This is a genomic window from Roseburia sp. AF02-12 (assembly GCF_003461765.1).
GTDB lineage: Bacteria > Bacillota > Clostridia > Lachnospirales > Lachnospiraceae > Roseburia_C > Roseburia_C amylophila.
The window spans coordinates 942,309-954,602 of record NZ_QTXS01000001.1 but is presented as its reverse complement, the minus strand read 5'-3'; the positions used below and the strand labels follow the sequence as shown (position 1 = coordinate 954,602).

Genomic DNA, 12,294 nt, shown 5'->3' with positions numbered 1-12,294 from the left:
TTTCAGTGACAGTTCTGTCACTTTTTATAGAATTTCAGGATAAAACGTGCACCGCCTTCTTTACGGTTTTCTGCTTTTAAGGTTCCGTTTTCTTTGGAAACAATCATACGGGAGAGGGAAAGACCGATGCCAATGCTCTGGCCGGTGGCATTTTTTCCTTTGTAAAAGCGTTCAAAAAGATGCGGAATATCTTCTGGCAGAAAACCACTTCCATTATCTTCAATCACGATAGAAACATAGATTGGATTGTCGGTAACCGTAACATCAATCCTGCCACCGGAAGGCGTGTGCTCCATGCAGTTCTTTAAGATATTTCCAAGGGCTTCCGCCGTCCATCGTAAATCCGTAGAAAAAGAAAAATCCTTCGGCTCTATGGTTTCATGATACTGGATGTCGCGAAGCTCTAGTGGAATGAGCAAAGGTGCAGCCGCAGCGGAGAGCAGTTCTTTGACAGAGGTTTTGGTCTGGTGAAAAGTAATGGTTCCTGCGTCCATGGAAGATAATTTCAGCAAAGTTTCAATGAGCCAGTCCATCCGGTCAATTAGCATGGATAATTCCCGCAGGGATTCCCTTCGCTTCTCATCGGAAAGAGCCGGCTCTTTTAAGAGAGTCAGCAAAAGGCGGATGGAAGTAAGGGGAGAGCGGAGCTGATGGGAAATATCAGCCATGGCATCCGCAAGATATTTTTTATCGTTTTCAAGAGCCTGATTCTGTTCCGCAAGGCGTCTGGTCAGCTTGGCAAGCTCATTTTGTAAAATTGCAAGTTCTCCTTCCATATAGTCGCTGAAATCACCACTGCTGTTACTGTGCAGCATCGCATCTAACTGCTGACTTAAGGATTCCACCTTCCGGTAACGTTTTCTGGTGAAAATAATAAAAATAAGAATGAAAATAAGTGATGAAAAAAGGATGATTACACCACAGATGGTATCAAAATAAAATCCGATGCCTGCAAAGATAAAGCATACAAGCAGTTGCAGAAACAGGCATTTTTTGATTTCGGGATTGCGTAAAAATTTCATATAGACTCCTTTGGGAAAATACATTTTCATCGGTTATTATGGTACTCATATTTATAACAGTCATTTTCTGCAGTTCAATTAGTCACCAAGCTTATAGCCCAGTCCGCGGATGGTTTTGATATATTCCGGGTGTGCCGGGTCGGCTTCGATTTTTTCCCGGAGCCTTTTGATGTAGACGGTAAGGGTATTATCATTTACAAATTCCCCTGCCATATCCCAAAGTTCATCTAAGAGCCGGCTTCGTGTAAGGACAATGCCCTGGTTGGAAAGAAAGAGTAGGAGCAGCCGGTATTCTAAAGCAGAAAGCGTCAGTTCCACATTATTCTTATAGACCAGTCCACGTACGGTATCAGCTTTCAGTTCATGATATTCCAACGGCTGGCTGCCGCGGTGATAGCGGCGGAGAACACTGTTCATTCTGGAAATCAGTTCTCTCGGTCGGAAGGGCTTGGGAATATAATCATCGGCACCAAGGTCAAGCCCGGCAACCACACTATATTCATCATCCGATGCTGTCAGAAAAATGACAGGAATATCAGAGTTTGCCTTGATGGCACTACACAAAGAAAAGCCGCTTCCATCCGGCAGGGAGACATCAAGCAGCGCTAAGTCAAAGTGATACTGCCCGGAATCTAATAAATCGATGGTTTCCTTTTGGTTATTTGCAGAAGTAACCTGAAAACCCTCCTGATTCAGGAAAGTGCGTAAATTGGAAACGATACTTGTATCATCATCTACAAGAAGTACATGTGTCATGTTTTCTTCTCCTTACAATTAATTTATAGAAGGCGCGGATTGACAAAATACTTGCATAAAATAATTTCGGTTATCCGGAGGATATTTGTTTATGGGATGGAAAATGCCCGTTGTTCTTAGCTGCATGTTTTGCTTGATGATAAACTGTCTTTCCGCTTGCTTTGACCGGATATCTGCACTGTCCGCCGGGTGCGGATGCGGTATAAGACCTGTAAGGGGCACTAGGAATTTCGGCAGGCAAAATATTTTGTCCGGCAACCGGTGCAAATTCACATCCATGTTCATATGCACCTCGCTGGCACGTCCATGTGCCAGCGTTGCCTGTTGCCGGACGAAATTCCAAGTGCCCCTAACAGCCCTTCTTAGGCATCCGCACTTCGACGGACGGTACAGATAGACTGTCAAACATTGGAAAGACGGTTTTTACAGGCAAAAGCAAAATATGCAGCTTAGAACTACGGTATTTTATATCCAAAACAAATATCCTTTGGATAACAGAATTATTTTAACAAGGATTATATAGTGTCAATCCGCCACGTTTATAAAAGTCATTGTAGCATAAAGAAACTTGCATTTGCAAAAGAAACAGTATAAGATGGACAGTTGTGATGAAAAATAAGCTGGTAAAGGCAAGAGGGATAGACAGATGAAGCAGAATTTAAAGAAAATGATTTCTTATTATAAACCATATCTTGGCGTATTTTTTACCGATATGTTTTTTGCATTGTTAGCAGCGGTGGCAGCACTGGTGATTCCGCTGATTGTACGGTATATTACATCAACAGTGGTATATCTGCCGGAGCAGGATGCAGTAAAGACAATCGGAAAGCTTGCTTTGTTTATGGTGGCGTTGGTAGTCATTCAGTGTTACAGCAATTATTATATTTCTAATAATGGTCATGTAATGGGTGCAAAAATAGAATATGATATGCGGGCAGAAATATTTGCACATTATCAGAAACTGTCTTTTGCATTTTATGATAATCAGAAGGTTGGGCAGCTGATGGCACGGATTACCACAGACCTTTTTGATATCAGTGAACTGCTGCATCATGGACCGGAAAATATTGTGATTTCCCTGATTAAGATAATTGGTGCATTTGTTATTATGATGGGAATCAGTCCGAAGCTTACAGTGGCGGCATTTGCACTGGTACCGTTTATGATAGCGTATGCATATTTCTTTAATAAGCGTATGAAAAAGGCATTCCGGCAGAACCGTATTAAGATAGCGGATATCAATAGCCAGATAGAGGACAACCTTTCCGGTATCCGCGTAGTAAAATCCTTTGCTAATGAAGAAGTCGAACAGGAAAAATTCAGCCGCGGAAACAAGGGCTTCTTAGATGCCAAGAAGAACAGCTATCTCTTTATGGGTGGTTATCAGGCGGGACTGACTGCATTTACCACGTTGATTACCGTAGTAGTGGTGATTGCCGGAGCACTGTGGATTCCGGGCGGCAGTGTGAGTATTACAGATTTGATTACGTTCCTTTTATATATCAATGTATTTACCGAGCCGGTTAAGACGCTGATTGATTTTACCGAGCAGTTCCAGAATGGATATTCCGGCTTTGAACGGTTTATGGAGATTCTTTCCATTGAACCGGATATCTGTGATGAGGAAGATGCCATTCCGATGGAAAATGTGCGGGGAGACGTAGAATTTCAGGATGTTTCCTTCCGGTATGAAGAACATTTAAGCCGCGTTTTAAGGCATATAAATCTGAAAGTTCCGGCTGGAAGCTATGTGGCACTGGTGGGAACTTCAGGTGCCGGAAAGACAACCCTTTGCAGCCTGATACCAAGATTTTATGATGTGTCAGAGGGCAGAATTTTAATTGATGGCTGTGATATCCGCCACTATAAATTAAAAAATTTAAGAGACCACATTGGCATTGTCCAGCAGGATGTTTATTTGTTTGCCGGAACCATTTTTGAAAATATTGCTTATGGCAAACCGGATGCAACAAGGCAAGAAGTCATTGAGGCAGCAAAGAATGCCAATGCCCATGAATTTATTTTATCACTGCCGGATGGTTATGATACAGATATCGGACAGCGGGGTGTAAAACTTTCCGGCGGTCAGAAACAGCGGCTCTCCATTGCCCGGGTATTTTTAAAAAATCCGCCGATACTTATTTTTGATGAAGCAACATCGGCACTGGATAATGAAAGTGAAAAAGTGGTACAGGAATCGCTTGAGAAACTGGCAAAAAACCGGACAACATTTGTAATTGCCCACAGGCTTTCTACGATAGAAAATGCAGGGCGTATTCTGGTGCTGACAGAACAGGGAATCGAAGAAGAAGGAACCCATGAGGAACTGCTTGCGCGGAATGGAATTTATGCCGGATTGTATCATACCCATTGATTTTTGAGAAAAATCTATTTATAAAATTTGTATGAAGTTCCGGCTGCCGGGTTGAGAAATTTTAAATTTTCTGCTATATTGCAATAGGTAGACAAATCAATTCAGTGTGAAATGCACTTTAATTATTAGAAAGAAGGATGTTAAAATGACAAAAATTGATATTATTTCAGGCTTCTTAGGAGCTGGAAAGACCACATTTATCAAGAAAATGATAGAAGAGGCTTTTGTTGGTGAGAAGTTGGTACTGATTGAAAATGAATTTGGTGAAGTTGGTATCGACGGCGGATTCTTAAAGGATTCCGGCATTGAGATTACCGAGATGAACTCAGGATGTATCTGCTGTTCCCTGGTAGGAGACTTTGGAAAGAACTTAAATGAAGTAATTACTAAATTCCATCCGGACCGTATTTTAATCGAGCCGTCAGGAGTTGGTAAACTTTCTGACGTAATGAAATCTGTTATTGATGTGGAAAAAGAGCAGGATGTGAAATTAAATGCACTGGTTACAGTTGTAAATGCAAAGAAAGCATCCAAACAGATGAAAGCCTTTGGTGAATTCTTCAATAATCAGATTGAATTTGCAACAACAATTGTATTAAGCAGAACCCAGAATACAACACCGGAACAGTTGGAACTTTGTGTAAAACAGATGCAGGAACTCAACAGCAAGGCTGCTATCATTACAACACCTTGGGATGCAATTAAGGGAGAACAGATTCTTAAAGTTATGGAAGGACAGGATTCTCTTGAAATGAAACTTCTTGCGGAAGCACATCACAAAGCAGAAGAGGAAGAACATGAGCACGAGCACCATCATGATCACGACCATGAGGAGCATGAGCACCATCACGACCATGACCATGAGGAGCATGAGCATCATCACGATCATGACCATGAGGAACACGAGCATCATCACGACCATGACCATGAAGAGCACGAGCATCATCATGAACATGATGAGAACTGCACCTGCGGATGCTATGACCATGACCACGAACATCATCATCACCATCATGCAGATGAGGTATTTACAAGCTGGGGCAAAGAGACTCCGCATAAATTTACCCGTGAGAAGATTGAAGAGGTATTAAAGACCTTATCCGAGAGCGAAGAGTATGGTATGATTCTCCGTGCAAAAGGAATGGTAGAGGATGTCAATGGTTCCTGGATTTACTTTGATATGGTTCCAGGCGAGTATGAATTAAGAGACGGAGAGCCGGATTACACCGGAAGACTCTGTGTCATTGGTTCTAAGATTGATGAACACAAGATTGAAGAGTTATTCGGCATTGTATAATGCACGTCAGATAGGAAAGGGGAAACCATGCAGGAGATTCCAGTATATTTATTTACCGGATTTATGGACAGCGGTAAGACCACATTAATCAAAGAAACACTCTTTGAAAATGATTTCGGCGGGGACAACCGTACGGTAATTATTGTCTGTGAAGACGGTGATGAAGAATATGATGAAGCAAAATTAAATACCATTAATGCGAAGGTTGCAATGATTGAGGAGCAGGGAGATTTTACAACAGAGACCTTGCAGAAAATTCAGGAGACATACAAACCGGAGCAGATTTTTATTGAGTATAACGGTACCTGGGATATCGCTACTTTGCTTGAAACAAAGATGCCGGATGGCTGGGTAATCGTACAGTCCTTGGCAACCGTAGATGCCACTACATTTGAAATGTATCTTGCCAATATGCGTGCCATGATTATGGAGCAGTTGTTTAAGGCAGATGTAGTAATTTTTAACCGTTGTGATGACAATACACCAAAGGGCAAGTTCCGCCGTGCCGTAAAAGCACAGAACCGTCCGGCACAGATTGTATACGAGCGTGCCGATGGAACAATTGATGAGAGTGCCGATGAAGAACTGCCATTTGACATCAATGCAGATGTCATTGATATTACGGATGCAGATTATGCAATCTGGTATATGGATGCACAGGATAATCCGAAGAAATACGATGGCAAGAAAATTAAATTCCTTGCGTTGGTATATAATCCGGAAAAGATGAGCAGGAAGGGCATGTTCGTGCCGGGGCGTTTTGCCATGACCTGTTGTGTAGAGGATGTCCAGTTCTTAGGATTCAAATGCAAATATCCGAAGTCGGAAGAAATCGGTCACAAATCATGGATAAATATTACCGCAGAAGTTCATGTGGAATTTGCCAAGGAATACAGAGGAAAAGGACCTGTCCTTTATCCGGTATCCATTGAGCCGGCAGAGAAGCCGGAAGATGAACTGGTATATTTCTCATAAAAAAGTGTTGACAATGTGAAAGAAAAGTATTATTCTAACTTCAATAAGAGAAACCGTTGAGAAAGAGTAGTAAGCTTGATTGGAAATCAAAGAGAGCTGCAGGTGGTGGAATTGCAGTATGGAAGATTTTGCTGAATGGACTTTCGAGGGTGGCCTGAATTAACAGTAGGCGTCGCCGGGAACCGAACCCGTTACCAATCCGGCATGTATGATTCGTACATGAATGAGTGGACAATTCGTCAATATGAGTGGTACCGCGATAATAAGATTTTATTACCGTCTCAAGCATAAGCTTGAGGCGGTTTTTTACTGTTGGAAAACAGTAAAAGCGCTTTCTCTTATGAACAACAATAAATCATATAAGAAAGAAGAGGTAGTAATTATGAAGAAGAAAATGATGGCAGCAGTATTAACAATGGCAATGGCAGTAGCAGCAATGGCAGGATGCGGAAGCAACAGTGCATCCAATGATGCAGCAACAACAGAGAAGGCTGCAGCAGATGGTAAAGTTTATAAAGTAGGTATCGTACAGTATGTAGATGATGCTTCTTTAAATCAGATTGAGAAAGCAGTAGAAGCAGAGCTGGATGCAAAAGCAAAAGAGCTCGGTGTTACTTTTGATTATAAAGATTATACTTACAATGGTCAGGCAGATTCTTCTACCTTAAATCAGATTGCAACAGACCTGGTTGCAGAAGATGTAGATGTGATTATTCCAATCGCAACACCAACCGCAATGATTATGCAGGCAGCAACAGAAGAAAATCAGATTCCGGTTGTATTCTCTGCAGTCAGTGATCCGGTTACTGCAGGACTTGTTGAAAGTATGGATAAACCTGGTTCCAATATCACCGGAACATCGGATGCATTAAATACAGAAGCTGTAATGGACTTAATGTTTGCAGCAAATAAAGACATTAAAAAAGTAGGTCTTTTATATAATAAGAGTCAGGATTCTTCCACTGTTCCAATTCAGGACGCAAAAGATTATCTTGATAAAAAAGGCGTTGAATATGTAGAAAAAACAGGAACAACCAATGATGAAATCTCTCTTGCAGCAGATGCATTAGTTGCAGCCGGTGTAGATGCCGTATTTACACCGACCGATAACACCGTAATGACAGCAGAACTTGCAATTTATGAGAAATTTGTAGAAGCAGGCATTCCACATTATGCAGGAGCTGACTCTTTCGCATTAAACGGAGCTTTCTGTGGATTCGGTGTAAACTATGTTGATCTTGGTACTGCAACAGCAGATATTGTAGTAGATATTTTAGTAAATGGGAAAGATCCTGCAACAACAGCAGTACAGACCATGAGCAACGGAATCGCAACTGTAAATACAGATGTGGCAAGCCAGCTTGGAATTGATTACAGCGTATTTGACGGTATGTGTGAAAAAGTAGTAGAGATTCAGACCGCAGAAGAATTCGAATAAAAGAGAAAAACGATAGTATGATAAGATAATCAGGGGGATTAAAGAATGGGCTCCATATTTACAATATCCATTTTACAAAGTGCATTAGAACTAGGGTGTATATACGCCCTGGTTGCACTGGCTTTATTTGTTTCATTTTCTATATTAAATATTGCAGATCTGTCAACTGATGGCTGCTTTACCTTAGGCTGTGCCGTATGTGCCATGGTGACGATACAGGGACATCCGATTCTGGCACTGGCAGCAGCAATGCTGGCAGGTGTATGTTCCGGATTTATTACAGCATTTCTGCAGACAAAGCTTGGAATTGAATCAATTCTGGCAGGAATCATTGTAAATACGGGACTCTATACTATTAATATTGCAGTCATGGGATTTGCTTCCCAGGTGAACCTGTTTAATTGCAATACCATATTTACCATGGCAAAAAATGCCATTGGTGGTGGCTGGTATAAACTGATTGTGGCAGCATTAATCGTACTGGTAATCGGCGTGATTTTATCCGCATTTTTAAATACCAGATTAGGTCTTTCCATCCGGGCAACCGGTGATAATGCTGACATGGTAAAAGCCTCCAGCATTAATCCATCCTTTACGATTACCGTAGGTCTATGTGTAGCCAATGCAATGACTGCATTATCCGGCGGTGTACTGGCACAGTACCAGAAATCCTGCGATATCAACCTTGGAACCGGTATGGTAACCATCGCACTTGCCAGCCTGATTATCGGAGAATCCATTATCGGAAAAGGCTCCATGTTCCGCAGAGTATTAGGCGTTGTATTAGGAAGCTGTCTCTATCGTTTCTTAGTAGCCGTTGCATTAAGACTGAATGTTCCGGCAGAGGCATTGAAACTGGTTTCAGCAATTATCGTAGCAATTGCAATTGCATTCCCGTTCTTAAAGAAGAAGGTAGCGTTTGTCAGACAGAAGAGCGCAGCACAGAAGAAATTAAAAGACAATATGCGTCTGGCGGAAGCAAATACAAAGGAAATGGGAGGTGACCGATAATGTTAGAAATGAAGCATGTATCTAAGACATTTAATCCGGGAACCGTAAATGAAAAGAAAGCATTGTGTGATTTGAATCTGGTTCTTGAAGATGGAGATTTTGCTACAATCGTAGGAAGCAACGGAGCAGGAAAATCAACTACATTTAATGCGATTACAGGTGCGTTCTATGTAGATGAAGGACAGATTATTCTAGATGGAGAGGATATTACATATAAGAAAGAATTTTTGCGCAGTAAAGTCATTGGTCATCTGTTTCAGGACCCGTTAAAGGGAACAGCACCACATATGACCATTGAAGAAAATATGGCACTGGCATATCTTCGTGCATCTGGAAAAGAAAATGCATTTTTCAGCAGAATTCGTAAATCCGATAAAGAAAAATTCAGAGAACTGTTATCCCAGCTTGATATGGGTCTGGAAGACAGAATGAAGCAGCCGGTGGGATTGTTATCCGGCGGTCAGAGGCAGGCACTTACCCTTCTGATGGCAACGATGGTGACCCCGAAGATTCTTCTTTTGGATGAGCATACGGCAGCACTTGACCCTGCAACCGCAGAGAAAGTATTGGAACTGACGAAAAAAATTATTGCAGAGCATCATATTACCTGTCTTATGGTAACCCATAATATGCATCAGGCACTAGAGCTTGGCAACCGGATTCTGATGATGGATTCCGGAAATATTGTCCTTGATTTAAAGGATGAAGAGAAGAAGAAAATGACGGTAGACAGCCTTTTGGAGCAGTTCCGCATCCAGGCAGGAAAGCGTCTCGACAATGACAGAATATTGATGTCTGCACAGTAAAAATAGAAATTGGTAAATTTTTTTTAAGAAACAAGTGTCGGAAAATGTTGATTTTCTGACACTTTTCCTATATGATTAAATCTAGTGGTCTGGAATTCCACGAGTTGATGTAAACAAAGTATGGAGGTATAGTATGTATCCTATTATAAAAAAGGAAAAGCTGGCAGATAAGATTTATCTTATGGATGTCAAAGCAGAGCGTGTTGCAAAATCTGCAAAGCCAGGACAATTTGTAATCGTGAAAATCGATGAAGAAGGTGAGCGTATTCCGCTTACTATCTGTGATTATGATGAAAAAGCAGGAACTGTAACAATTGTATTCCAGACAGTTGGAGCTTCCACAGAGCGTATGGCATATTTAGAGGAAGGAGATGCATTCCAGGATTTCGTTGGACCACTGGGCTGCCCATCCGACCTTATTGAGGAAGATATAGAAGAGTTAAAGAAAAAGAAGATCGTATTTATTGCAGGTGGTGTTGGAACTGCACCTGTATATCCGCAGGTAAAATGGCTGCATGAGCATGGTGTGGACTGTGACGTTATTATGGGTTCTAAGACAAAAGACCTTTTGATTCTGGTAGAAGAAATGCGTAAAGTTGCAACCAATCTTTATGTAACAACCGATGATGGTACTTATGGCTTCCATGGAATGGGAACCAACCAGTTACAGGAATTATGGGATAAAGGTGTCCGTTACGACCATTGTGTTGCCATCGGACCAATGATTATGATGAAATTCGTTTGTAAACTGACCAAGGAGCTTGGCATTCCAACTGTTGTATCCATGAATCCGATTATGGTAGACGGAACCGGAATGTGTGGAGCATGTCGTCTTATGGTTGGCGGCGAAGTAAAATTCGCATGCGTGGATGGACCGGAATTTGACGGACATCAGGTAGATTTCGACCAGGCAATGAAGAGACAGCTTCAGTATAAGACAGAAGAAGGCCGTGCAATGTTAAAATTGCAGGAAGGCAATACCCATCATGGTGGATGCGGTCAGTGCGGAGGTGACAAATAATGGAAGGATTAACAAGAGTACCTGTACGTGAACAGGAGCCAGAGGTACGTGCAGCAAACTTTGAAGAAGTTTGTCTTGGCTATAATGAAGAAGAAGCAGTAGCAGAAGCAAAACGCTGCTTAAACTGTAAAAATGCACAGTGTATGAAAGGATGTCCGGTTTCCATTAATATTCCGGCATTTATTGCACAGGTGAAAGAAGGCAACTTCGAAGAAGCTTATCATATTATCAGTGAATCATCTGCACTTCCTGCTGTATGTGGCCGTGTATGCCCACAGGAGAGTCAGTGTGAAGGAAAATGTATCCGTGGTATCAAGGGTGAGCCGGTTGCAATCGGTAAATTAGAGCGTTTCGTAGCTGACTGGGCAAGAGAGCATGGAATCAAGCCTAAGAAAGCAGAAAAATTAAATGGACATAAAGTAGCAGTTATCGGTTCCGGCCCTGCAGGTCTTACCTGTGCCGGTGATTTGGCAAAGCTTGGCTATGATGTTACTATTTTTGAAGCTTTACATGAAGCCGGTGGAGTATTAATTTACGGTATTCCGGAATTCCGTCTTCCAAAGTCAAAAGTAGTTGCAGCAGAAGTAGAAAATGTAAAAGCTTTAGGCGTTAAGATTGAGACCAACGTTGTCATTGGTAAAGCAGTTACCATTGATGAATTAATGGAAAAAGAAGGATTCGAAGCTGTATTTATCGGTTCCGGTGCAGGACTTCCAAGATTTATGGGAATCCCTGGCGAGCAGGCAATGGGAGTATTCTCTGCAAACGAATTCTTAACCAGAAATAACCTGATGAAAGCATTCCGTGATGACTATGATACGCCAATCAAAGCTGGCAAAAAAGTTGTTGTAGTTGGTGGTGGTAACGTTGCAATGGATGCAGCCCGTACCGCAAAACGTCTCGGCGCAGAGGTACATATCGTATACCGTCGTGGCGAGGAAGAGCTTCCGGCAAGAAAAGAAGAAGTACATCATGCAAAAGAAGAAGGCATTATCTTTGACCTTCTGCAGAATCCTACTGAAATCTTAGTAGACGAAGACGGCTGGGTAAAAGGCTGTCGTGTCATTAAGATGGAATTAGGTGAGCCGGACGCATCCGGAAGAAGAAGCCCGGTAGAGATTCCAGGTTCTGAATACGAAATCGAGGCAGATACCGTAATCATGTCTCTTGGTACCTCTCCAAACCCATTGATTTCATCCACTACCAAGGGTCTGGACATCAATCGCAGAAAATGTATCATTGCAGAAGAAGAGACCGGAGCAACCTCCAAAGATGGCGTATACGCCGGTGGAGATGCAGTAACCGGAGCAGCAACCGTTATCCTTGCCATGGGTGCAGGAAAAACTGCAGCAAAGGGAATTGATGAATTCTTACGCAATAAATAAAGAGAAGTAAAGAATAAAGCATAATAATATATGCTTTTGGGACGCAGGATTTTTCTGCGTCCCTTTTTTACTTTACAGGAAATTGCTTTCCTGTAAAGTAAAAAACGCTCCGCGAGGATGCGCACTGCGGCGTATAAGGTAGATGTCGCAAGCGACCGCCGCAGGCGCGAGAATGTGCCAAGGCACATTCTTTGTTTTAAGCAGGTTAC

Annotated in this window: 10 protein-coding genes and 1 other annotated feature; of the genes, 8 read left to right on the top strand and 2 right to left on the bottom strand. The window is 42.0% G+C overall.

Features of this window, described 5'->3' with window-relative positions:
• Nucleotides 1-17: 17 nt before the first annotated feature.
• Both DV740_RS04735 and DV740_RS04730 read right to left on the bottom strand, forming a co-directional pair.
• Nucleotides 18-1,022, bottom strand: a complete 1,005-nt coding sequence (locus tag DV740_RS04735; protein ID WP_158561515.1) for a sensor histidine kinase — start codon at nt 1,020-1,022, stop codon at nt 18-20.
• Between the two features lie 78 nt (nt 1,023-1,100).
• A complete protein-coding gene (locus DV740_RS04730; protein WP_118087546.1) occupies nt 1,101-1,778 on the bottom strand; it encodes a response regulator transcription factor in 678 nt (225 codons plus the stop codon).
• A 646-nt stretch (nt 1,779-2,424) separates the two neighbouring features.
• Here DV740_RS04730 and DV740_RS04720 point away from each other — a divergent pair.
• The 8 genes from DV740_RS04720 (at nt 2,425) to gltA (ending at nt 12,085) form a co-directional block, all read left to right on the top strand.
• Complete coding sequence (locus DV740_RS04720; RefSeq protein WP_118087544.1) at nt 2,425-4,152, top strand: ABC transporter ATP-binding protein; 1,728 nt, start codon at nt 2,425-2,427, stop codon at nt 4,150-4,152.
• A 145-nt stretch (nt 4,153-4,297) separates the two neighbouring features.
• A complete protein-coding gene (locus tag DV740_RS04715) occupies nt 4,298-5,449 on the top strand; it encodes a CobW family GTP-binding protein (RefSeq protein ID WP_118087543.1) in 1,152 nt (383 codons plus the stop codon).
• A 27-nt stretch (nt 5,450-5,476) separates the two neighbouring features.
• Nucleotides 5,477-6,424: a TIGR03943 family putative permease subunit gene (locus tag DV740_RS04710; protein ID WP_118087542.1), complete on the top strand. Its 948-nt coding sequence runs from the start codon at nt 5,477-5,479 to the stop codon at nt 6,422-6,424.
• A gap of 47 nt (nt 6,425-6,471) precedes the next feature.
• Nucleotides 6,472-6,711: a binding site (T-box leader), on the top strand.
• Nucleotides 6,712-6,806: 95 nt separating this feature from the next.
• Nucleotides 6,807-7,862, top strand: a complete 1,056-nt coding sequence (locus tag DV740_RS04705) for an ABC transporter substrate-binding protein (protein WP_118087541.1) — start codon at nt 6,807-6,809, stop codon at nt 7,860-7,862.
• A 45-nt stretch (nt 7,863-7,907) separates the two neighbouring features.
• Nucleotides 7,908-8,873: an ABC transporter permease gene (locus tag DV740_RS04700; RefSeq protein WP_022243349.1), complete on the top strand. Its 966-nt coding sequence runs from the start codon at nt 7,908-7,910 to the stop codon at nt 8,871-8,873.
• Complete coding sequence (locus DV740_RS04695) at nt 8,873-9,679, top strand: ABC transporter ATP-binding protein (protein ID WP_022243348.1); 807 nt, start codon at nt 8,873-8,875, stop codon at nt 9,677-9,679. The genes DV740_RS04700 and DV740_RS04695 overlap by 1 nt, the downstream gene beginning before the upstream one ends.
• Before the next feature lie 133 nt (nt 9,680-9,812).
• Complete coding sequence (locus DV740_RS04690) at nt 9,813-10,700, top strand: sulfide/dihydroorotate dehydrogenase-like FAD/NAD-binding protein (protein WP_118087540.1); 888 nt, start codon at nt 9,813-9,815, stop codon at nt 10,698-10,700.
• Nucleotides 10,700-12,085: an NADPH-dependent glutamate synthase gene (gltA, locus tag DV740_RS04685; protein ID WP_022243346.1), complete on the top strand. Its 1,386-nt coding sequence runs from the start codon at nt 10,700-10,702 to the stop codon at nt 12,083-12,085. Before DV740_RS04690 ends, gltA begins: the two co-directional genes overlap by 1 nt.
• The last annotated feature ends 209 nt before the right edge of the window (nt 12,086-12,294 follow it).

Coding starts and splice junctions, on each gene's coding strand:
- DV740_RS04700 (WP_022243349.1), top strand. CDS start 7,908: ATGGGCTCCATATTTACAATATCCATTTTACAAAGTGCATTAGAACTA.
- DV740_RS04695 (WP_022243348.1), top strand. CDS start 8,873: ATGTTAGAAATGAAGCATGTATCTAAGACATTTAATCCGGGAACCGTA.
- gltA (WP_022243346.1), top strand. CDS start 10,700: ATGGAAGGATTAACAAGAGTACCTGTACGTGAACAGGAGCCAGAGGTA.
- DV740_RS04720 (WP_118087544.1), top strand. CDS start 2,425: ATGAAGCAGAATTTAAAGAAAATGATTTCTTATTATAAACCATATCTT.
- DV740_RS04735 (WP_158561515.1), bottom strand. CDS start 1,022: ATGAAATTTTTACGCAATCCCGAAATCAAAAAATGCCTGTTTCTGCAA.
- DV740_RS04690 (WP_118087540.1), top strand. CDS start 9,813: ATGTATCCTATTATAAAAAAGGAAAAGCTGGCAGATAAGATTTATCTT.
- DV740_RS04715 (WP_118087543.1), top strand. CDS start 4,298: ATGACAAAAATTGATATTATTTCAGGCTTCTTAGGAGCTGGAAAGACC.
- DV740_RS04705 (WP_118087541.1), top strand. CDS start 6,807: ATGAAGAAGAAAATGATGGCAGCAGTATTAACAATGGCAATGGCAGTA.
- DV740_RS04730 (WP_118087546.1), bottom strand. CDS start 1,778: ATGACACATGTACTTCTTGTAGATGATGATACAAGTATCGTTTCCAAT.
- DV740_RS04710 (WP_118087542.1), top strand. CDS start 5,477: ATGCAGGAGATTCCAGTATATTTATTTACCGGATTTATGGACAGCGGT.